At 70.7% G+C, this 20,179-nt stretch carries 21 protein-coding genes; 9 read left to right on the plus strand and 12 right to left on the minus strand.

The annotated features are described in order from the left end of the window. The first annotated feature begins 76 nt into the window (after positions 1 to 76). Both truA and EI169_RS03595 read left to right on the plus strand, forming a co-directional pair. The gene (truA, locus tag EI169_RS03590) at positions 77 to 913 is read left to right on the plus strand and encodes a tRNA pseudouridine(38-40) synthase TruA (protein ID WP_125131077.1); all 837 of its coding nucleotides are present in this window, start codon (positions 77 to 79) and stop codon (positions 911 to 913) included. 76 nt (positions 914 to 989) lie between these two features. After that, positions 990 to 1,694 carry an endonuclease/exonuclease/phosphatase family protein gene (locus EI169_RS03595; protein WP_125131079.1) on the plus strand — a complete coding sequence of 235 codons (705 nt, stop codon included), beginning with the start codon at positions 990 to 992 and terminating at the stop codon, positions 1,692 to 1,694. 18 nt (positions 1,695 to 1,712) lie between these two features. Here the strand turns inward: EI169_RS03595 and EI169_RS03600 are convergent, their stop codons facing one another. Continuing rightward, on the minus strand, positions 1,713 to 2,246 hold the full coding sequence (locus EI169_RS03600) for a cell wall protein (protein ID WP_125131081.1): 534 nt from the start codon (positions 2,244 to 2,246) through the stop codon (positions 1,713 to 1,715). 37 nt (positions 2,247 to 2,283) lie between these two features. Then, complete coding sequence (locus EI169_RS03605) at positions 2,284 to 4,071, minus strand: DUF4012 domain-containing protein (protein ID WP_125131083.1); 1,788 nt, start codon at positions 4,069 to 4,071, stop codon at positions 2,284 to 2,286. Between the two features lie 92 nt (positions 4,072 to 4,163). Between EI169_RS03605 and EI169_RS03610 the strand changes: the two genes are divergently transcribed. Next, positions 4,164 to 4,784, plus strand: a complete 621-nt coding sequence (locus EI169_RS03610; protein WP_125131085.1) for a hypothetical protein — start codon at positions 4,164 to 4,166, stop codon at positions 4,782 to 4,784. Here EI169_RS03610 and EI169_RS03615 read toward each other — a convergent pair. Beyond that, positions 4,775 to 5,902: a diguanylate cyclase gene (locus EI169_RS03615; protein WP_125131088.1), complete on the minus strand. Its 1,128-nt coding sequence runs from the start codon at positions 5,900 to 5,902 to the stop codon at positions 4,775 to 4,777. The two genes, EI169_RS03610 and EI169_RS03615, sit on opposite strands and share 10 nt — an antisense overlap. A gap of 1 nt (position 5,903) precedes the next feature. Next, positions 5,904 to 7,568, minus strand: a complete 1,665-nt coding sequence (locus EI169_RS03620; RefSeq protein ID WP_164515416.1) for a PAS domain-containing sensor histidine kinase — start codon at positions 7,566 to 7,568, stop codon at positions 5,904 to 5,906. A 175-nt stretch (positions 7,569 to 7,743) separates the two neighbouring features. On the opposite strand from EI169_RS03620, the gene EI169_RS03625 reads away from it, so the two are divergent. Next, positions 7,744 to 8,481 carry a fructose 1,6-bisphosphatase gene (locus EI169_RS03625; protein WP_125131092.1) on the plus strand — a complete coding sequence of 246 codons (738 nt, stop codon included), beginning with the start codon at positions 7,744 to 7,746 and terminating at the stop codon, positions 8,479 to 8,481. Between the two features lie 2 nt (positions 8,482 to 8,483). Here the strand turns inward: EI169_RS03625 and EI169_RS03630 are convergent, their stop codons facing one another. Next, complete coding sequence (locus EI169_RS03630) at positions 8,484 to 9,557, minus strand: hypothetical protein (RefSeq protein WP_125131094.1); 1,074 nt, start codon at positions 9,555 to 9,557, stop codon at positions 8,484 to 8,486. A 154-nt stretch (positions 9,558 to 9,711) separates the two neighbouring features. On the opposite strand from EI169_RS03630, the gene EI169_RS03635 reads away from it, so the two are divergent. Then, complete coding sequence (locus EI169_RS03635; RefSeq protein ID WP_240640588.1) at positions 9,712 to 11,187, plus strand: glycosyltransferase; 1,476 nt, start codon at positions 9,712 to 9,714, stop codon at positions 11,185 to 11,187. 83 nt (positions 11,188 to 11,270) lie between these two features. On the opposite strand, the gene EI169_RS03640 is transcribed toward EI169_RS03635, so the two are convergent. Continuing rightward, a complete protein-coding gene (locus EI169_RS03640; RefSeq protein WP_125131098.1) occupies positions 11,271 to 12,263 on the minus strand; it encodes a response regulator transcription factor in 993 nt (330 codons plus the stop codon). Between the two features lie 133 nt (positions 12,264 to 12,396). Further along, a complete protein-coding gene (locus tag EI169_RS03645) occupies positions 12,397 to 13,425 on the minus strand; it encodes a glycoside hydrolase family 6 protein (protein WP_240640590.1) in 1,029 nt (342 codons plus the stop codon). Positions 13,426 to 13,666: 241 nt separating this feature from the next. Here EI169_RS03645 and EI169_RS03650 point away from each other — a divergent pair, with 241 nt between their 5' ends. Further along, positions 13,667 to 13,990, plus strand: a complete 324-nt coding sequence (locus EI169_RS03650; RefSeq protein WP_125131100.1) for an ATP-dependent DNA ligase — start codon at positions 13,667 to 13,669, stop codon at positions 13,988 to 13,990. Here EI169_RS03650 and EI169_RS03655 read toward each other — a convergent pair. Then, entirely contained in the window at positions 13,987 to 14,442 is a 456-nt protein-coding gene (locus EI169_RS03655; protein ID WP_125131101.1) for a MarR family transcriptional regulator, read from the minus strand. The two genes, EI169_RS03650 and EI169_RS03655, sit on opposite strands and share 4 nt — an antisense overlap. 186 nt (positions 14,443 to 14,628) lie before the next feature. On the opposite strand from EI169_RS03655, the gene EI169_RS03660 reads away from it, so the two are divergent. Beyond that, positions 14,629 to 14,970 (plus strand): hypothetical protein, encoded by a 342-nt coding sequence (locus tag EI169_RS03660; protein ID WP_125131103.1) that lies wholly within the window; start codon positions 14,629 to 14,631, stop codon positions 14,968 to 14,970. A gap of 6 nt (positions 14,971 to 14,976) precedes the next feature. Here EI169_RS03660 and EI169_RS03665 read toward each other — a convergent pair whose 3' ends face one another. Beyond that, complete coding sequence (locus tag EI169_RS03665) at positions 14,977 to 16,776, minus strand: alkaline phosphatase family protein (protein WP_125131105.1); 1,800 nt, start codon at positions 16,774 to 16,776, stop codon at positions 14,977 to 14,979. Between the two features lie 297 nt (positions 16,777 to 17,073). Here EI169_RS03665 and EI169_RS03670 point away from each other — a divergent pair, with 297 nt between their 5' ends. Then, on the plus strand, positions 17,074 to 17,457 hold the full coding sequence (locus EI169_RS03670) for a TIGR03618 family F420-dependent PPOX class oxidoreductase (protein ID WP_125131107.1): 384 nt from the start codon (positions 17,074 to 17,076) through the stop codon (positions 17,455 to 17,457). 10 nt (positions 17,458 to 17,467) lie between these two features. Then, positions 17,468 to 17,845 (plus strand): hypothetical protein, encoded by a 378-nt coding sequence (locus tag EI169_RS03675; protein ID WP_125131109.1) that lies wholly within the window; start codon positions 17,468 to 17,470, stop codon positions 17,843 to 17,845. Here the strand turns inward: EI169_RS03675 and EI169_RS03680 are convergent. The 3 genes from EI169_RS03680 to EI169_RS03690 all read right to left on the minus strand — a co-directional run bounded on the left by EI169_RS03680 (position 17,842) and on the right by EI169_RS03690 (position 20,057). Continuing rightward, complete coding sequence (locus EI169_RS03680; protein WP_125133300.1) at positions 17,842 to 18,651, minus strand: endo alpha-1,4 polygalactosaminidase; 810 nt, start codon at positions 18,649 to 18,651, stop codon at positions 17,842 to 17,844. The genes EI169_RS03675 and EI169_RS03680 overlap by 4 nt on opposite strands. 22 nt (positions 18,652 to 18,673) lie before the next feature. Then, the gene (locus EI169_RS03685) at positions 18,674 to 18,943 is read right to left on the minus strand and encodes a hypothetical protein (protein WP_125131111.1); all 270 of its coding nucleotides are present in this window, start codon (positions 18,941 to 18,943) and stop codon (positions 18,674 to 18,676) included. Positions 18,944 to 19,037: 94 nt separating this feature from the next. After that, complete coding sequence (locus EI169_RS03690) at positions 19,038 to 20,057, minus strand: TerC family protein (RefSeq protein ID WP_125131113.1); 1,020 nt, start codon at positions 20,055 to 20,057, stop codon at positions 19,038 to 19,040. Positions 20,058 to 20,179: the final 122 nt, after the last annotated feature.

Below are 20,179 nucleotides of genomic sequence, written 5' to 3' on the forward strand. Positions count from 1 at the left end.
TACGCGGACACGCCAGTCTAAGCGACGCCTCCGCCGGTGACGGAGGCGCGCCGGGAGGGCGGATTAGGCTGGCGAGGTGCGCCTGCGTCTCGACATCGCCTACGACGGGACGCACTTCCGCGGCTGGGCGGCGCAGCCTGGTCTGCGCACGGTGCAGGGGACGCTCGAGGATGCGCTGGAGCGCATCCTCGGCACGCGGCCGCGGCTGGTCGTCGCCGGGCGCACCGACGCCGGCGTGCACGCGAGCGGGCAGGTCGCCCACGTCGACCTGGACGAGGACCAGGTGCGGCGCCTGCCGCGACGTCGCGACGCCGGCGACCCGGTCGACGCGCTCGCCGGACGCATCCGTGGGCTCTTGGGCGCGTATCCGGAAGTGACCGTCGCGCGCACCGCACGCGCCCCCGAGGGATTCGACGCGCGGTTCTCCGCGGTGTGGCGCGCGTACGAGTACCGCCTCGCGGACGCGACCGTGCCGTACGACCCGCTCGAGCGCGCCCGCACGACGACGATCCGCGGGCGTCTCGACCTCGACGCGATGGATGCGGCGGCCCGCTCGCTCATCGGACTCCACGACTTCGCGGCCTACTGCAAGGCGCGCGAGGAGGCGACGACGATCCGCACGCTCCTGGACTTCCGGTGGCGGCGCGAGTCCGACGGCGTGCTCGTGGCCGACGTCCGGGCCGACGCCTTCTGCCACAGCATGGTGCGTGCCCTCGTCGGAGCATGCGCGGCGGTGGGCGAGGGGCGCCTGCGCGTCGAGGACGTCGTCCGCATCCGCGACGACGGCGCCCGGACCGCCGACACGAAGGTCCTCGCGGCGCGTGGTCTCACCCTCGTCGAGGTGGGCTACCCTGCGGACGATCTGCTCGCCGCCCGCGCGCAGCAGACCCGCAACCGGCGCGACGCCGGATAGCGCCACCCTGGGAAACGCTGGGTGTCGCTGTCAAGCGGGTCCCTCCGTGCGAGCCGTGTGCCAGGGTGGAACGGCCATGAGAGTCATCTCGTACAACCTGCGCAAGCACCGGGCGGCGGGGGAGCTGAGCACCCTCGTCGAACGCCACGGCGCCGACGTCCTGTGTCTGCAGGAATGCGACACGAAGGACATGCCCGACGAGATCGCCGGGCTGCGGCTGGCGGAGGCGACGCAGCGCAACCGGCTCGGCCTCGCGGTGTACTACCGTGCGAACACCTTCCGCGCGGTCGACGTCCGGGCGCTCGCACTGAAGAAATCGCTGCACGACTATGTGCTCAAGCCCGCCGAGGAGCGCCTGCTGGGCGTGCGCCTGCATGACATCGACCACGGGCGGGACATCATCGTGGCCTCCTTCCACGCCGCGCCCCTCACGGCGCTCAACTCGCTCCGCCGTCACCAGATCCGCACGGCTCTCAGTGAGCTCGAGGCGCTCGGCGCGGGTCTGCCGGCGCTCATGGTCGGCGACTACAACTACCCGGTCTTCAAGGAGAACCTCGGGCAGAAGGTGCGGGCGCAGGGCTACGAGCTCACGCTGAGCGACGCGCGGACGTACACGCGGTACCGCTTCTTCCGCGGTCACTACGACTTCGCGACGTCGCAGGGCTTCGACATCGAGCACATCCGGACGCTCCCGCAGGGCTCGAGCGACCACCTGCCGATCCTCGTCACCGCCGAGGTCACCGCGGGCCGGGCGGCGGCACCCCGCGACTCGGTCGCCTGAGCGGGCCGACCCTGCGGCTCAGAGCGCGTCGCGGCGACGACGGACGACGGCCGTGGCGACGGCGATCCCGCCGCCGGCGACCGCGAGGGCCGCGGCTCCGATCGTCACGCCGACGTACGGGCCGAAGTCCGCGCCGGTCGCGCTCAGACCGTTGACGGTCACGGTGACGGTGTCGCCGGGCGAGGACGACGTGAAGACCGCGAGCGTGTAGGCGCCGCGGGCATCCGCGGGGAAGGTCACGCGCACCGGGTCGAGGCCGCCGGCGGCGTTGGTGCGCGCATCGCGGTACGTCGCCGTCGACACCGCCGCGCGCACGATCGCGAAGGTCGCCCCGGCGCCGTTCTCACCCGTCACGGTGATCGTCGCCTGCTCCTCCGGGGCGAACGTGCCGTCCTGCACGGTCAGCGTGACGGTGCCACCGGGCTCGACGACCGCGTCGGACACGCGCGCCGAGTCGTCGGCGGGGTAGGCGGATGCAGCGGCGGGAACGCCGATCACCGCCGCGGCGGTGAGGGCCACGGTCGCGGTGACGCGGGGGAGCAGGGAGGTCATCGAGCCGATTTCACGGGGGGCTGGAGCGCAGGTCGGCTCATTCTCCCGTAGCGGAGCACGCCGGGGCAAATCCCGCGTCTTCGAGAGGTGTCGCGAGCGGCGTCACGACCGCTTCCAGGTGCGGTGTCTGGCTCGTGCGCACGCGCACGGTCGCGACAGCCTCCTCGCCGGGAGCCAGCACCGTGGACCACGTCAGCACGCGCCGGCCGTCGTGATAGCCGCCGCCGAAGCCGGTCGCACCGCCGGAGCCGTCGGCGACCGCGCCGACCACCTCCGCACCCGGTGGCAGATAGAGGTAGGCGAGCGTCTCGGTGGAGCCGGCAGGCGTCCCGAACGAGCCGTCACCGGTGATGTAGTCGGGCAGCGTCGCGGCATCGGCGGGGGCGTCGCTGCGCAGGCGCACGGTCAGCTCGGCCTCGGGAGCGCCCTCCGTGTCGGTGCACCAGCCGACCGAGGTCGCGGCCCGCATGTAGTAGTCCATCTTCGAGCCGGTGCTGTCGTTCAGGTACACGCCGAACCGCGTCGTCTCGTCGTCGCTCTCGGGCAGCCGCGCCTGCAGCGATGTCCCGTCCAGCACGGCCTGATCGACGGGATCGGCGTTCCACAGGGCGAGGCGGCGCTCCTGACCGGCGCGCGCGAGCGCCTCGACGAGCTTCTTCGGATCCGTGTCGCCCGAGGAGACGACGCCGAACACGGCGGCCGTGGCCGCGGCGAAGAAGGCGTCCTGGTCGCGTGGGTTCTCGTACCGCAGGTACACCTCGTTGAGGAGCAGGGGGACGGCGGTGTCGGCGGAGAGCACATCGCCCGTCGGCAGGGTCACCGGTCCGGTCGCCTCAAGGAAGTACGACAGCGCGACCGGGTCGACGGCGATGACCCCGTCGACGTCGAGGCCGAACACGTTCCGCCACATCTCGCGGGCGATGGGCGCGCCGACGGTGAAGTCCGGCACCTGCGTCACGTTCTGGATGAAGCGCGTCGGCCGCGTGCCGAAGATCTGCTGCAGCTCCGACGGCAGCGGAGTGATGGGGCCGATGTTGCGCTGGAAGTCACCCGTGTCTCCCTGCCCGGCGAGCGAGATGCGGCCGTCCTCGGTGTGCACGACCGCCATCGCTCCGGCGATGCCCCCGAGCGAGCGCCACTCGGCGTTGTTCTGGAACAGCACGAGGTAGTTGCGCGGGCCGTTCGCGCCGAGCATCTCTGGCATGAGCGTCGTGGCGCGCTCCAGCGCGTCGGCGCCGCCCGCCACCTCGTCGAGCAGATCCTGCACGTCGGACACCGGGGCGCGCAGCGGCGCGACCAGCTCCTCGGTGCGCACGGCGTCGATGTCGGCCGCGGCGGCGCGCAGGCGCTCCGCCGTCGTCGCCGCGGGCTCGCGCAGCGCCGCGAGGGTCGCCAGGTCGAAGCGCCCGTCGGTGGGACGGAGCGAATCCAGCGAGAAGGATGCGGCGGCATCCGTGAGCGGTCGCACCGCATCGCTCGCGACGTCGTCGACGGCGGCCGTGACCGTCGCGACCGCCGACAGCTGCGAACCGAGCCACGGCAGTCCCTCAGCCAGGCGCCAGACCGGGTCGCTGGTGAGCTCGCGCGCGGCGGAGGTGTCCGCGGAGACGCGGGCGACGACGTCGCCGGCCGAGGCCGGATCGGACAGCGCCGCCGTGACGTCGGCGGCCTGGGCGCGGGCATCCTGGAGGTGCGTGTACGCGAGGTAGCCGCGCACGCCGATCCACGCCGCGGCGAGGACGAAGACCGTGAGGACCGCTGCGAGGCTCCATGCGACCACCCGTCCGGCGACCCGTCGAGCGGGGGTCAGAGGGTATTCGGCCACGCGACCACCCTAACCAGCGCCCGCCGTCGAGATGGACGTCCCGACGGCGCCCGCACCCTAGACTGTCGGCGAGACGAGGGAAGGGGACGTCCATGGTCCGAACCAGCGGACGTCGCGTTTCCGGCGTCGCTCTGGCGCTCGCCGCCGCACTCGCGCTCGCCGCATGCGGTCCCGCCCCGTGGAATCTGCCGAACGCCGGCGGCGAGACGCCGACCCCCACGCCGTCGCGCTCCGCCAGCGCCGCGCCGCAGCCGGTGCCCAACGACCTCTCGAGCGGATCGACGCAGCGGAAGCTCCAGGCGGGCGCCGTGGCCGCCGACGTCAACTACTGGTCGACGCTGTCGATGGACCGCTGGACGGCGTCGGCGCTCAAACCCGTCAGCCTGTCGATGACGACGACGGTCACGCCGAACGACGGCCAGCAGGTCGGGCTCCAGCGCGTCTCGATGATCGCGGTCCCCGCCAACGCGACGACGACGTTCGCGCCGCTGGAGGCCCAGGTCGACCAGTCCAACCAGACCGCGGGATACCCGGTGCTGAACCCGTACAGCTACTCGCAGACGTTCAACATCGGCGAGGTCCCCGCCGAGGCGACGTTCGTGACGCTGCAGTTCACGTACGAGTTCCTCGTGCAGACCACGCCGACGTCGAACGAGTACGCCAAGCAGACGACGACCGACTCGCTGACGGTCGCGATCGCCGGTCAGGACTGACCGCGCGCCCCGATCCGCTCCCAGCGGTCACCGCCCTGCCGCGACGCCTCGTCGGCCGCGCGGTCGGCGGCGGCCAGGAGGGCGTCGAAGTCGTACCCGACGATGTCGGCCGGCGCCCACCCGACGCTCGCCGACAGCTGCACCGCGACGCTGGTCGTCGCCTCGAGCTCGGTGATCCGGCGCAGCGCGGCGCGCACATGCTCGCGCAGCACGGGGCCCGGACGCGCGACGAGGACCACGACGCGTCCGCGTCCTTCGCGGCCGATGTCGGCCTCCGCGGGGAAGGAGCGCGCCACGACGTCCTCGAACCCCGCGGCGAGCCGTGAGAAGACGGCGTCGCCGAGCGTCGCGCGGATGTCTTCGGGGTCGTCGATGCGGATGGCGAGCAGAGCCCACGAGGTCTCGGCGGCCGCCGAGGCACGGCGCAGGCGATCGACGGCCGTGACGGTGAACTGCGGCCACGAGGCGGCCGTGTGCACGCCGACCGGCGAGACGGACGTGAAGAAGAGGAGGGTGACGGTCGCGCACACGAGATAGACGAGCATGCCGAGGGCGTTGAGCATGCGCACGAGGGTGAGGTCGCTCTGCTGCACGGGGAGGACGACGGCAGCGAGGAGGATCAGGACGCCGAGCACCACGAACGCCCCCGACACGATGGCCAGGGGCAGGACGAGCCGGTCGTGACGGTCCGGTGAGCGCCGGATCTCCCACAGCGTGAGACCGGCGAACACGCCGGCTGCGAAGAACAGCGCGCGGAAGGTGAGGTTGTAGGCGATCGGGTCGGTCACCGCCACCAGGACGAGCGCGGTGACGACCGACTGCACGAGTGCCACCCACGGCAGCGCCTGCACGCCGCGCCGCGCGCGGAATCCCGACCAGATGAGGGCCGGCGCACCCAGCATGACGCCCAGGCCCGCGCGCCGGACCGATTCCATCCCGAGCGACTCGCCCGCCAGAGTGACCCACGTGCTCACCATGGCCAGGACGAAGGCCAGCGACCACAGCAGCGACGCCCGCGACGGACGCTGCAGGAAGCCGAGCCCGATGATCATGACCGTGCCGAGCGTGGCCACGGCGACCTGTGCGATGCCGAGGTTCGCGACGGCGAGTCCCCCCATGTCAGCTGTCGCTTCCGGCCGCGGGGAGCGTCATCGTGACGGTCGTGCCCGTGCCCTGCTCGCTCTGCACGTCGAGGCTGCCGCCGGACTCCTCGACGATCGAGCGGATGATGCCCATCCCCAGCCCGGTGCCGGTCGTCGTGCTCTCGCGCACGGACTGCGCGCGGAAATAGGGATCGAAGATGCGGGGCAGATCCTCCGGCGCGATGCCGATCCCGGTGTCGGCGATCGTCAGGCGCACGACGCCGTCGTCCTCGGAGCCGGTCACCGTGACCGACCCGCCGCCGGGCGTGTACTTGATCGCGTTGCTCAGCACGTTGTCGACGGCCTGGCGGAGGCGGAACGCGTCGCCGCGGGCGAGCAGCCGGGGCGGGAGGTCGACGGTGACCGACACCCGTCGACCGTCGGCCGCGGGGCGGAAGGACTCGAGCGAGGCCTCGAGCACGCGGCGGAGGTCTGCCGGCTCGGTGGGAGCGGGATCGAGGGCGTCCTTCCGCGACCCCGCGAGGATCTCGGAGATCAGCGTCTGCATCCGCAGCGCGGCGTTGTCGATCACCTCGAGCTGCTCGCGCGTCTTGTCGGGGATGTCGTCGTTGTCGAGGGCGAGGTCGGCGTGCCCGAGGATCGCCGTGAGGGGGTTGCGCAGCTCGTGCGACACGACCGCGGCGAGCCGCTCGCGCGCCCTCTCGGCCTCGATGAGGGCCGTGACGTCGTGCACGATCAGGAGGATGCTGTCGGGCTCGTCCGCCGCCGGGGTCAGCCGGCGCGTCGACACCGACAGCGCGTGCCACTGACCGGCCGTGTCGAAGAGCCACACCCGCTCGTCCTCGAAGATCTCGCCGCGCGCCGCGCGGGCGAACGGCCGGTCGGCCTCGGGGAGAGGCTCGCCGCGCAGCGACGCGTACTCGACGGCGCCTCCGGGGCGCTTGGGGTCATCGCGGTCGATCGCGTACAGCGAGACGTATGTGTCGTTCAGCGCGAGCACCTCGCCGCCGCGGGAGAGGCGCGCGATGCCGGTGTCCAGGCCGTTCAGCATCTGCGACACCCGCCGCTCCTGACCCTGCACGCGCTGGAGGGTGCCCTGCAGACGCGACGCCTGTCGACGCAGCAGATGCTTGAACGCCTTGTTCTGGCGCGCCGTGAGGTAGGTCGTCAGCCCGATGAAGGCGAGGGAGAGCACGACGACGATGAAGCGCAGCGCCGTCACCGAGCTGGGGCCGTTGACGGTCGCGTCGACGAGGATCACGACGGCGACGACGCCGAGCCCGCAGGCGAGCGCGGCGAGGGAGAAGTAGGTCGCGATCCACGTGATCGGGAACACCCAGAAGAAGCCGAACCGCAGATCGCTGTCGAAGGCGAGCAGGCTGATGCCGAGGAGATCGCCGAAGGGCAGCATCATGATCGCCCACCGCGGCACGCGCGGCCACGGGACCACGAGCGCCACTGCTGTCAGCGCGATGATGACCGCGACGCCCGCCGAGAAGCTCCAGATCCCGAACAGCCGCGGCTCGATGGCCTGCACCACGAGCACCGTGACGACGATGCTCGCCGCGAGGACCAGCTGCAGCAGCCAGATCGACCGCGTGCGGGAACGGGGGGAACCGTCGGCCTCGGTCGCACCGGACTCCGTCGCCGCGGGCGCCGAGAAGGGGTTCGCGGCTGCCATAGAGCGCAGTCTACCCACCATGGTGTAGTCTGCTTGCCGCCATCCTGTCTCTGCTCCGCCGTCGGTCCGATCCGGGCCGCCGACCGGCAGACTCCCCCTGAGGCCTGCATCCCGCAGCGCGGTGGTTCACAACCCGACCCCGCACACCTGCGTGACCCCGCCTCAGGAGACCCCGATGCCTTTCCCGACCCCGCGCCGCTCGGCGCGCACCGCGGCCTTGGCCGCTTCCCTCGCCCTCGCCGGCGTGCTGTCCCTCACGGGCTGCTCGCAGGTCGTCGACGCGTTCAACGCGATCCAGGGCACGAACCCCGCCGGCCAGACCTCGGTCCCCGCGACGGTCGCGACGCCCGCGCCGCAACCGTCGGCGTCGATGGCGTTCAACTCCCAGTTCACCTACGACGGGTCGGTGTCGCTCAAGACCGACGTCGCAGACGGGCTCGTCCTGACCCTCGACGTGTGGGCGGTCGACTCCAAGCGCACGATGGAGTGGACGACGGATGCGCCGAAGACCTTCGGCTTCGCGGTCAACGTGCAGGACACGCGCGTCGACGACAAGGCGACGCTCGATCAGAAGCGCCGAGTCTTCATCTCCAACATCAGCATCACGTCGCAGACGGCGCAGACCTCCGGGCAGACGCAGCAGCCGTTCCAGTTCAGCGCAGACCCCCGCACGCTCGTGCCCAGCGACACGATCCGCTCCGACAAGGGCCTGCTGCTGAACACGTTCCAGGGCGGCCTGCTGGTGCCCGAGACCACCATCCACCAGCTGCCCGCCGACGCGTACGGCGTCACGCTGGAGTTCTCGATGAACGTGTCGGTGGAGGGCACCGCGAACACCGACAGCTCCTTCGCGCAGCAGACCGTGTACCAGTACGTGCCGATCGCGATCTACCCGGCGGGCGCCGCCGGCTGAGGTCACCGACGCCGCGCCGCGAGGGTCTCGCCCCGCACGCGGCCGGCGCCGGGGCGGAAGAAGGCGTCCAGCTCTTCCGGCGTCGTGATCGTCGCGCGGGCCCACCGCACCTCGGGGTCGCCGATGTCGTCGTCGCGCAGCGCCTCCGTCAGGGTGCGGCGGAGCTCGCGCCAGTCGGCTTCGGCGAGCTCGGGGACGAGAGCGCCGACCGTGTCGCGCGACACCACCGCGGCGGTGCCGCCCGGAAGGTGGGCGCGCGCCGCATCCGTCACCTGCTCGAGGAGCGCGTCGGAGCGGGCGTGACCGTGCGCGGCGCGCACGAGGTCGAGGTCCGGCAGCCCGACGCGGACGGCGACGAGCGGATGCTGCGCGAGCCGGGCGATCGCGTCCTCACGGAACGAGCGGCGCGCGTGCGTGCGGGTGCCGGGCTCGGGGTCGTCGAGGAGGCGTCGTCCGAGCACCAGCGCGCCGACGCTGACCACGACGATGGTCACGGCGCTCACGAGCGACGTGATCTGCGCCGACGCGACCGTGTCCCACAGCGCCGAGTGCATGCCCGCCGCGGCCGCCACGATCAGCCGCGTCGCGTTGTAGGCCGCGAAGAGCGCGAGGGCGGCGGACATCGTCCGGGCGCCGGAGAGGGCGCCGAGAGGACGCCGGCGCAGCTCGACGGCGGCGAGGATGCCGAACACCGCGATCAGGGCGGTCTTGATGAGGGTGGCGGAATCCAGCGGCACCACGAACGTGATCGCGAGCATGAGGAGGGTCACGGCGGCGCCGGAGAGGGCGCCGATCGCGGGGCGGCGATTCACGCGCCGCGCGCCCGCCCATAGCGCGATCGGCGCCAGGACGTTCGTTGCGTTGCCGACGGCGGCGGCCACGGCGCCCCCGCCCAGCGCCTCGGCGATGTTCATCGCGGCGCACACCATCGCCGCGATCGCCCCCGCGCCGAAGTACAGCACGAAGTCCCCGCGGAGGCCGCGGTCCCGATGCAGGCGGCCGCCGACGATCAGCAGCGCGACCAGGGCGACCACGGTCGCTGCGATCGCCGCGATCAGATCGCCGAAAGGGCCCATGCCCGGCTCCGTTCCCCGAGGGGAGCGGGCCCGATGCGATCTTGAGCAAATCTTGCGGTCACGCTCACCGGAATCGGGCCTATTCCCTGCGGCGAGTGTACCAATGTGGGTCCTGCCGCCACCGACGGCACCCCCTCCGACCGAAGGACTCATCGTGACCGATCCGCGCACCGCCATCGCCCGTCCCGGGTTCGCGCCGACGTCGTATGCCCACGAGCCGGTCCAGGCGACCACGGAGGCCGGCTTCGCCGACGACTTCGCCTCGGTCCTGGAGAACGCCACCGGGCACCGCTCGACGATCGGCTGCGTCATCCCCGCGTACAACGAGGAGGAGTCGATCGCGGAGGTGATCGAGGCGCTGTTGAACCAGACCCGCGTGCCCGACGTCATCCATGTCGTCGTCAACAACACCTCCGACGCGACGGTGAAGATCGCCTCGGAGTACAGCGGCCCCCACGAGATCGTGAACGAGCTCGGCGAGCAGTTCACCGAGGTCTTCGTCCACGACATCGGCAAGAACCCCGACAAGAAGGTCGGCGCCCTGAACTACGGCTACTCGCTGGTCGAGGGCTACGACTATCTCCTCGGCGTCGACGGCGACACGATCGCCCACGAGAAGGCGGTCGAGTACCTCGAGACGGAGGCCGTCTCGGACTCCCGCATCGGCGGCATCTCCGCGATCTACTCGATCGACGACCGGCCCATCAAGGGTCTCATGGCCAAGTTCCTCATCGCCGGCCAGCGCACGCAGTTCGCGGCGTTCAACCTGCAGAACCTGCTCCGCGGTCGCAACATGGCGGTGCTCGGCGGCCAGTTCTCGATCTTCTCGACCAACGCGCTGCGCGACGCGATGAAGGCCAATCACCAGGTCACGCCGTGGGTGAAGGACTCCGAGGTGGAGGACTCCCTGCTGTCGCTGCAGATCAAGAGCGCCGGCTACCTCACCAAGATCAGCCCGTTCGCCCGCGCCAACGTCGGCGGCATGACGACGCTCTCGGGCTACGACGCCCAGCAGGTCAAGTGGACCTACGGCGCGATCGAGCTCATGTGGCCCGGCCAGCGCGGCGACACGAAGGGCCAGCCCTTCCACCCCAACCTGCGCCTTCGCTGGTTCGAGAACTTCGGCATGCTCACGAACCTGTTCGTGCGTGTCGCGTTCCTGACGCTGCTGGCCGGCTCGCTGTCGATCAACGCGTTCGTCTTCTCGCCGCTGTGGCTCATCCCGCCGGCCGTCGCGGTCCTCCTGAACCTCCGTATCGCCTACACGATGAAGTACCGCGACACGCGCGACGTGCTCTTCGCGCTGCTGGTCTTCCCCGCGGAGATGTTCATGTGGGTGCGCATCAGCCACTTCGTCCGCTCGTGGAGCCGGTTCCTGTCCCGCAAGAAGGTCGACAACTGGGCCATGCAGGCCAAGGCCGAGCGCGGCGGCGGGCTCGGGCACTGGGCGCCGTTCATCGTCCTCATCGCCGTGGGCATCGCCCTCGCCGTCGTGTGGAACCTCGTGGGTCCGGTCGTGCAGTCCTCGATCCTGTGGATCGGCTGGCCGATCGTCGGTGTCGTCACCGTCCTGCAGACGCTCCTCATGTTCACCAAGCTCGTCCGTCGTCACCACGGATACAAGGTCTGATAGCGCACCCGACGCATCGGAAACACGGATGCTCCGGCCCTGGGGAGGGCCGGAGCATCCGTACATTCACGCCCGGCGCGGGGCTAGGAGGCCATGAGCTCCGAAGTGAGGCGGTAGCCGACGCCGCGCACGGTCTCGATGTACCGCGGGTTGGCGGGGTTGTCGCCGAGCTTGCGGCGCAGGTTCGTCATGTGCGCTTCGATCGCGCGCTTGTCGGCCTCGCCGACGAAGTAGCTCGTCACGTATGACTCGCCGCGCAGCACCAGCGTGAGATCGGCCTTGCTGCGCACCCGGCGCTTGGACTCCAGGAGGGTCGCGAGCAGATCGAACTCTGTGCGCGTCAGCTCGAGCTCATGGCCGCCGACGAGCACGATGCGGGAGTCGGGGTCGAGCTGGAGGTCGCGGTGCACGAGCCAGTTGTCACCCGTCGTGACCAGCTCGGCCGGCCCGCGGGTGGCGATCTCCGTGCCCGCCACGCCGTGCGGCTCGGGGCCCTGCGTCGAGGGGACGATGACCGGCCCGGCGGGCATGGCCGCCGTCGGCGCGTGCTGGTCGAGCCCGTCGTCCACCGGGACGCCGGAGAGCCCGCCGTCGGGCTGGACGACCGGGATGCTCTGCGTCGCGCCGCGTGCGCCCGGGAACGACGGCCCGACCGGCCCTTGGCGGGGCGCGGCCGCGGCCGCGGTGCCGCCGGCGCGGGGACGGCGCAGCAGCGCCTCGATGCGGGCGCGCAGCTCGCGCGGGCGGAACGGCTTGACGACGTACTCGTCGGCGCCCGCCCCGAGGCCGAGCACCACGTCGGCCTCGTCCTCGAGGCCCGTGAGCATGATGATGTACGTGTCGGACTGGGCGCGGATGCGGCGCGCAGCCTCGAAGCCGTCGATGCCCGGCATGTTCACATCGAGCGTCGTGATCAGCGGCTGATAGGCGATGACGGCGCGCACGCCGTCGATGCCGTTGCCCACCGACACCGTGGAGAAGCCGGCCGACTCGAGGACCTCGACGAGAAGGTGGCGGATATCCGGATCGTCTTCGACGATCACCGCAGTCTTCTGCGCGTCGGCGGAGTCGCTCATGGTCAGGGCCTCACAGGTTCCGATCGGTCGTCGCCGCTGCCGCGGAATGGTGCGCTGGCCCGCGGCCGCGGGAGGTCTGCCACATCCTCCCACACTTCCCAGGTCGCCGACGGCGGCCGAGCACGGCGGCGCGTCAGCGTGCCTCGCGGGTGAGTTCGACGGCCGCCTCGGGCCACCACACGCCGGCCGCGGGCCCGCCGTTGCAGGCGCCGTCGCTCTCGCCGGGGGGCTTGATCCACAAGTTCGTGTCGACGACGTCGTCGCCGTACTCGCCGCCCGGCGTGCCGACGAGACGCCCCGGGGGATTGCACCACTCGGCCCCGGCCGGACCGGCGCCGTTGCGGGACGTGTCGACGACGGCGTGCGCACCACCGAGCAGCTCGGACACGCGGTGCGCGTAGTCGAACTCGGCGGAGGTCGTCTGATAGTTCGAGACGTTCGTGGCGAATCCGCGCACTCTGTCGAGCACGCCCACCTGCCGGATCAGGTCGGCCATCTGCTCAGCCGGCAGCCAGCTGGAGTGGCCGCCGTCGAGGTAGATCCACGTGTTCACGCCCGCGATCCGCTCGACGGCGCCCTGCAGCTGCGGCACGCGCTCGGCGAGGTTGCCGCACTCGGGGGCGAGGGCGAGGCTGTCGGGTTCGAGGATGACGATCTTCTGCACGTCCTGCGCGTTGCGCAGCGCCTGGCCGATGAGGTCGGTCCACTGCACGTAGGCGTCGGGGTCGAGGCCGCCGGCGGAGTGGTTGCCGCAGTCGCGTCCCGGGAGACCGTACACGACGACGGCGAGCGCGGCCTTCTGCTCGCGTGCCTCGGCGGCGAGGTGCGCGACGCGATCCCACACCTTGTCGATCGGATCGAGCTCGGGGGTCAGCCAGTACGCCGTCGGCTGCGCCGCGAGGTAGTCCGTCGCCGCACGCTCCTCGGCGCTCATGTCCGCGGCATCCGTCGCGAACTGCGCGGCCTTCGACTCGTCCGGGGCGACGATCGTGGTGCCGACGGCCGGCGGACGGGCGGCGAGCATCTGGAAGAAGTTCTGCGCGTTCACGCCGATCACCGCGACGCCCGCGACGAGGATGATCGCGCCGACGGCGACCGCACCGATCACAAGACCGGTCTTCACCCGGCGGCGCTGGGCCGGCGTCGACCGCGGTCTCCTCACGGATGGACTCTATCCGACGGATCTGCAGACCGGCGACGACGGTCCGGACAGCAGGAGCCCCCGGCGGCGGATCGGAGTGTACGTCGTCGAGGGCTCGGGCGGCCGGTGCCGGGCCGCGCACACCATGCTACTACGCATGTCCACCGAATGGAGGACAAACCGCGCGCAGCTCGTCCGACCGGAGATGCTTAGGCAGCCTAAGCTTCGATAGTTAGCCCGCACAGCGGTGTACGCTCGGAAAGTGGGCAAACTGGTTTACAACGCCCTCGGTCATTCATTCGACATCGAGGATCGCACTCTGTCCCACCTGCGGGTGGTCTTCATGAACAAGCTGCGCCGCGGCGAGCCGTTCATGTTCCACCACACGGTGGGCGACGGCAGCGGATCGCGCAGCCTGTGGATCCATCCCGCGATCCCGCTCGTGTTCCACTTCTACGGCAGTCGCCCGCCGGCGCTGAACCGCCACTGGATCGACGACCTCATGCGCGAGGCGAACAGTCCGAACGGACTCGCGGTGACCCCGGAGCCCGATCCGGATGCGATTCGCGAGCCCGAGCGCGCCTAGGCGCACTCGGCGTCGACGGCCTCGCGGACGCTCGCCAGGAACTCGGCGACGTGCTCGGCCTCGCGCGGGGTGAGCCGCGTCGCGAGGTCGCGGATCTGCGCCGTGAGCGGATCCACGTCGGTGAGATCGATCGAGCGATCGAAGGGCACGACGAGCTTGCTCCGCCGGTCGCGCGGATGCGGCTCGAAGGCGATGAGTCCGCCGCTGTGCAGCCGGTCGAGCATGCCGGTGACGGATGCGGCCGACACCCCGAGGTGCTGGGCGATCTCCGACGGCGTCACCGCCTCGCCGTCGTCGGCTCGGTCGAGGATGTAGCGCATCGCGGCGCGCGCGTTCTCGCTCGGGCCGCACGCGGTCTGCCGTCGGCGGGCGAGCCGGGCCTCCGACAGGCGCAGGCGTTCGACGGCGAGCGCGGCGGAGAGGGCGGCGTCGGGTGTCTCCGTTGTCGTCACGGTGCGGCTCCTCCCAGGGTCGGGGTGGCGGGCGGTGCGCCGCCCATCTTAGTTAGGCACGGTGATTACTAGCCAAGCGATTGATGTGTGCGCGTGCAGGCGCTCGGCTTTCGTTCTGTTGCCTGGTATCTCGATGGGTTAGTAATATGCCTGCATCGACGCACTGCTGGCGGAAAGGAACATGTGATGGGCTCCCTGTACTACGGCAACGCGACCGAACCCGTGCACGTGCCCGACCGTCTGCTGGCGCACGTGAAGGTCGTGATCGCGACGAAGCTGCGTCGCAACGAGAGCTTCACGCTGTCGTGGCGTCATCCGGGCGATGTCCCGGGCGGGCGGTCGACGCTGTGGATGCAGCCCGCGATCCCGCTGCGCTTCGTCTTCGAGACCGACGAGACAGAGATGCTCGACCCGCAGGTGCTGAAGGAGTTCGCGAACGCCGCGAACTCCTCGAGCGGGCTCGTGCTCGACCTCGAGCGGGCGATTCCGGGCGCGGCCGGCGAGCGCGTCCACGCTCGCGTCGCCTGAGGTCGGTCAGGGCGTCGAGGTCGGCGTCGCACGGGCGCCGAAGATGCCGTCTCCGTGCCGCTGGAGCGCGTCGTACGCCTCCTGATAGGTCTCGGGGATGGGCTCGCCCGGCGCGCCGTATTTCGCCACGAGCATCGCGACGAGCCCGACGCCCGGAGGGCTGAGCGGCCGATCCGCGGCGCCGGCGTCGAAGGGGCGCTTGCTCTCGGGGTTCGGTGGCACGTAGGCCGGCTGAGTCGACGGCCAGTCCCGGGGGTCGCGCGGCGTCGTGAGCGTCACCGCGTTGTCGATCGTCGGAGCGCCCCTGTCGCGTGCCGTCAGCGGGTCGAGGCCGTACTTCGTCGTGAGCGTGCTGATCACCGAGCCGTGGTGCATCGCGTCGTGGATGACATGGCCCTTCGCGGTGTACGCGGAGATGGCGATCGCCGGGACCCGCACGCCCAGGCGGTCGAACGCGAACCCCATCTCGGTGCGCGCGGGAAGCCCTTCCGGCACCGCCGCCGCGGGCGGCGGCACGTGGTCGAACGTGCCGCCGTGCTCGTCGAAGGTCACCAGCAGCATCGTGTTCATGGCATTCGAGCCCTCGGGCGACGCGCTCGAGCGCACCGCGGAGTAGATCTTGTGCAGGAGCGCCTCGCCCGCCCGCACGTCGGAGATCGCCGCGCCCGTGATGATGCGCCCGTCGTCGTCGGTCTCGGTCATGGGCCCGACGGGCGGGTGCATGTCGTTGTGGTCGTAGACCAGGCGCGGCTCGACGAACGCGTACGCCGGCAGCGTGCCCTTCTCCACGTCGTCCCAGAACCGCGACATCGCGCGGAAGTGATCGGTGGCGAAGTACGGCTCGAGGGCGGGGGCGTGGATGAAGCCGGTGAGCGGGACGACCGAGACGTCGTCGTAGTAGATCGCCCAGTCCAGCCCGGCGTCTTCGAGCCGGTTGAAGATCGTGGGGGAGTCGTTCTCCGCCCCGAACCACTTCTTGTATCCGCCGTGATGCCCGTTCGTGACATAGCCGTGCGATGTCGAGGCGTGGAAGAACGACCGGTTGCAGAAGGTCTGCGAGGGCACCGCGCAGTGCCACGCGTCGTAGACGGCGAAGTTGCGCGCGAGCGTCGAGATGACCGGCAGCATCGCCGGGTCGAACGCGCCCATGATGACCGAATACTCCTCGGCGGTGGGCTCGCGGTTGCGATCGGCGATGAAGCTGTCGATGTAGTCCTGGACGAAGCCGCTCATGGATGCGGCGGCGCCGGCCGGCGGCGCGTTGAACGGCGCCGTCATGTCCCGGATCTTCTTGTGGCGGTTTTCGTCCGGGTCCACGGTGCCGAACAGCTGCGTGTTGACGTGCGGGTACTCCTCGCCGGGATCCGGGCGCGGGCTCGACATCACCTCGTCGGTCGGCCCCGAGTAGCGGTGGGCGGCGATCGACTCGCCCGCGTGCGTCGCGTTCGCGATGTCGGCGCGCAGACCGTCGAAGCTCTGCCCGCGGGGCGGCTTCTCCTCGTCGTACAGCCATCCCAGCAGGTTGTCGAACGACCGGTTCTCGAACATGACGACAACCAGGTGGTCGAAACCGGGTCCGGCCGCCCGGGGCGCGACGCTCATCGACGGGGTGGGCGCGGACGTGTCGCCGGGCGCGGGGGCGCCGCCGGGCTGCGCCACGCGCGAGAGGCCGAACGCGGTGCCGGCGGCCGCCGCGAGGCCCGCGGCACCGATGCCCGCGAACTTCAGGAAGCTCCGGCGGCTCTGCGCACTCCGCGGATCGGGCTCCTGCTCGGGGCCGTGCTCGGGGGTGGGGGAGTCGGTCATGCGCGTCTTTCGCCGGGGCGGGTTCCCAGCATACGACCGGGCCTCGCGCGGGCAACCGCGCGGCCGGTTGTCAAGGGTGTCGGCGAAGCGGCAGGGGCGGGCTCACAGTGGAGCGCGAACCCCCGGAGTCATGATGAAGAGGTCGGACGAACCGTGGCGGCGGCCGATCGAGATCGCTCATCTGCCGCCCCTCACCGCACGCATCGTGCAGACGCGCATCACCGTGCGCGCGCCGGTCCCTGCGTCGGGACAGGACCGAGGGGCGCCGCGCCGCCGTCGGGATGGCACGCTGGAGTCGTGCTGACAGACGCCGGGCGGGCCTTCCTCGCCGACTATCACCTCGCCACGCTCTCCACGGTCGGACGGGACGGCCGTGTGCACGTCGTGCCGGTGGGGTTCACGCTCGAGGACGGCGTCGTGCGCGTCATCGGCTCGCGCGGAACGCAGAAGTTCGTCAACGCCGCCCGCTCGGGTCGTGCCGCCGTCTGCTCGGTCGACGGACCGCGCTGGCTGACGTTCGAGGGGCCCGCGGTCGTCACCGACGACGCGGATGCGGTCGCCCGCGCGGTGGCGCTGTATGCGGCGCGCTATCGGCAGCCGCGGGAGAACCCGAACCGGGTCGTCCTGGAGATGACGGTCGAGAAGGTGCTCGGGTCGGCCGAGTACCGCGTGCGCGCGTAGGCTGACGGGCATGCGGACGGCAGCGCGATGGCTCCTGGCAACGGCGATGATCTTCGCGGGCCTCAGCCACCTGTTCTGGGCTCGGAAGGACTTCCAGGCGCAGGTGCCCGACTGGGCGGTCGAGGATCTCCCGCTCGACAAGGACGCGGTCGTCGTCGCGTCCGGAGTCGTGGAGGCGGCGTTCGGTGTCGCGCTGCTGGCTCTGCCCAAGGAGCGGCGCCGGGTGGGCGCGGCGCTCGCCGCGTTCTTCATCGCGGTGTTCCCCGGGAACATCGACCAGTGGCGCAAGCGACGGTCGGCCTTCGGACTCGACACCGACGAGCGACGCTTCCAGCGTCTGTTCTTCCAGCCCGTGCTCGTCGCATGGGCGTGGTGGTCGACGCGCTAGCAGCGCTCGTACACGTAGCCGGGCTGGCCGGCGGCGACGAGGTCGCGGTCGCGCAGGATCGTCGAGCGCGGCGTTGCGGCGTCGGCGCACACGTCTGCGAAGGGTCGGGGGAGGGCGTCGACGTACTCGATCGCGAGCACGTGCGCGCCGTAGACGTCGGCGTACGCGTCGCATTCGTCGAATGCCGCGCATTCCTCGGCGACGGCGAAGTCGAACCCGGCGGCGTCGTGCAGCTCGTGGGTGTACTCGGCGGCGTTCTTCTGACCCGCCGCGAGTCCGGCGCGGTGGCTCGCCGCGACGAGCTCTCGGGCGACGGCGAGATTGTCCTCGAGCGTGAGCGCGCCGTCGGTCCGCGTGAAGGTGTCGAGATTGTCGAACTCGACGGCGGAGTAGCCGTCGTGGGCGCACTGCTCGATCCACCCCGAGACGATCCCGACGATCGTCGTGCGCGCCGTCTCGGTGGAGGTGTCGAGGATCACCTCGTCCGGCCAGTCCGGATCGATCACGGGCTCGCCGTCGGCGCGCAGCAGCGTGTTCTCCGGCCACACGTCGAGCTCGCCGGGCTGCGTCTGGAAGGCGTTCAGGTAGCAGACCGAATAGACCCCGTCGGCCGCGGGGGCGGTGCGATCGCGCGCGACGACGTCGACGCCGTCGGGCGGCGGGTACGCCGCACCGAGCTGGTAGTCGAAGGCCGCGCCGGCCGGCGGCGCAGTCACGGCGGACTCGGATGCGGCGGGCGCGGCGCATCCCGTCAGGGCGGCGAGGACGAGCGCGAGCACGGCGGAGGCCGGGACGCGCTGCCGCATCCCGGCCTCCGTGCGCATGTGCTCAGCCGCTGTAGTAGGCGCCCGAGTTGACGGCGGCGACCGCGATCACGATCGAGATGATCGCGAAGATGATGCCGAGCGCCAACAGGACGGCACCGATGATGATGCCGACGAGCGCGGGGGTGTTCTTGTATCCGGCCTTCTTCGACTGGTTGTAGGCCACCGCCGAGATGATGAGGCCGATCAGGTTGAAGAAGATCGCCAGGACGAGTCCGACGACGCCGAGGGTCTTGCCCGGGTAGTCCTGTCCCGGTGCGGGCTGCTGAGTCATTGAGGTCCTCTCGTGGAACGAAATGGGCGCCTCCACTGTGGCAGAAGTCTGAGCGTTTGCCGAGAACATGTTTCGGCGCGCTACGATGCCGCGCTCACTCGTCGGCGTTGATCACCGGCTCGCCCTCGACCTCCGCCCGGTCGGCTTTCGCCCGGTCGCCGCGCGTCTTCATGAGGCTCGCGACGGTGGCGACGGCGATCGTGGCGCCGATGAACAGCAGGGAGAACCAGATCGGGATCTCGGGCACCCACAGCAGCGGCTCCCCGCCGTTGATGAAGGGCAGCTCGTTGACGTGCAGCGCGTGGAAGACGAGCTTGACGCCGATGAAGGCCAGGATGACCGCGAGACCCTGCGAGAGGTACACGAGGCGCTCGAGCAGGCCGCCGATGAGGAAGTACAGCTGGCGCAGGCCCATGAGGGCGAACGCGTTCGCCGTGAAGACGATGTACGCCTCGTTGGTCAGTCCGTAGATGGCCGGGATCGAGTCGACGGCGAAGATGAGGTCGATGAAGCCGATCGCGATGATGACCAGCAGCATCGGCGTGACGAAGCGCTTGCCGTCCTTCTTCACCGTCAGCTTGTCTTCGTGGTACTCCTCCGAGACCGGGAGATGACGGCGGACGAACTGCATGAACTTGCCGTTGGCCGGGTCGCTCTCGCCGTGCGCGAAGGCCTGGCGGTAGGCCAGGAACAGCAGCAGCGCGCCGAAGATGTAGAAGACCCACGAGAAGTTCTCGATGAGGCCCGCGCCGATCGCGATGAAGGCGCCGCGCATGACCAGCGCGATCACGATGCCGATCATGAGCACCTTCTGCTGGTACTTCTTCGGCACGGCGAAGCCGGTCATGAGCAGCAGGAACACGAAGAGGTTGTCGATCGACAGCGCCTTCTCCGTGAGATAGCCGGCGAAGTACTCGCCGCCGAAGTTCCAGCCCGACACGACGCCGATGCCGACGCCGAACAGCAGCGCGAGGCCGATGTAGAAGGCCGACCACAGGGCCGACTCACGGATCGAGGGCTCGTGGGGCTTGCGGACGTGCGCGAAGAACTCGAAGACGAAGAAGGCGATCGTCACCGCGATGGTGATGAGCCAGATGAGGGGTGTCACCTGCATGGGGTACTCCAATGGTGGGTAGGCGTGTCGTTACGCCAAGGTCTCCTCCATCCCGGCTGACCGGGCCGACGGGCCGGGACATCGTCGTGATGTCCGTATTGACGGGGTCCGTCGCGTTGGGA

Origin of the sequence: Microbacterium sp. 10M-3C3 (genome assembly GCF_003931875.1) — a bacterium.
Lineage (GTDB): Bacteria > Actinomycetota > Actinomycetes > Actinomycetales > Microbacteriaceae > Microbacterium.

Bases quoted from the DNA above. Each gene is read 5' to 3' on its own strand.
- EI169_RS03640 (WP_125131098.1), bottom strand. From the start codon at position 12,263: ATGAGCGACTCCGCCGACGCGCAGAAGACTGCGGTGATCGTCGAAGAC.
- EI169_RS03630 (WP_125131094.1), bottom strand. From the start codon at position 9,557: ATGGGCCCTTTCGGCGATCTGATCGCGGCGATCGCAGCGACCGTGGTC.
- EI169_RS03690 (WP_125131113.1), bottom strand. From the start codon at position 20,057: ATGCAGGTGACACCCCTCATCTGGCTCATCACCATCGCGGTGACGATC.
- EI169_RS03600 (WP_125131081.1), bottom strand. From the start codon at position 2,246: ATGACCTCCCTGCTCCCCCGCGTCACCGCGACCGTGGCCCTCACCGCC.
- EI169_RS03660 (WP_125131103.1), top strand. From the start codon at position 14,629: ATGGGCTCCCTGTACTACGGCAACGCGACCGAACCCGTGCACGTGCCC.
- EI169_RS03665 (WP_125131105.1), bottom strand. From the start codon at position 16,776: ATGACCGACTCCCCCACCCCCGAGCACGGCCCCGAGCAGGAGCCCGAT.
- EI169_RS03610 (WP_125131085.1), top strand. From the start codon at position 4,164: ATGGTCCGAACCAGCGGACGTCGCGTTTCCGGCGTCGCTCTGGCGCTC.
- EI169_RS03595 (WP_125131079.1), top strand. From the start codon at position 990: ATGAGAGTCATCTCGTACAACCTGCGCAAGCACCGGGCGGCGGGGGAG.
- EI169_RS03680 (WP_125133300.1), bottom strand. From the start codon at position 18,651: ATGCGGCAGCGCGTCCCGGCCTCCGCCGTGCTCGCGCTCGTCCTCGCC.
- EI169_RS03625 (WP_125131092.1), top strand. From the start codon at position 7,744: ATGCCTTTCCCGACCCCGCGCCGCTCGGCGCGCACCGCGGCCTTGGCC.
- EI169_RS03675 (WP_125131109.1), top strand. From the start codon at position 17,468: ATGCGGACGGCAGCGCGATGGCTCCTGGCAACGGCGATGATCTTCGCG.
- EI169_RS03615 (WP_125131088.1), bottom strand. From the start codon at position 5,902: ATGGGGGGACTCGCCGTCGCGAACCTCGGCATCGCACAGGTCGCCGTG.
- EI169_RS03685 (WP_125131111.1), bottom strand. From the start codon at position 18,943: ATGACTCAGCAGCCCGCACCGGGACAGGACTACCCGGGCAAGACCCTC.
- EI169_RS03620 (WP_164515416.1), bottom strand. From the start codon at position 7,568: ATGGCAGCCGCGAACCCCTTCTCGGCGCCCGCGGCGACGGAGTCCGGT.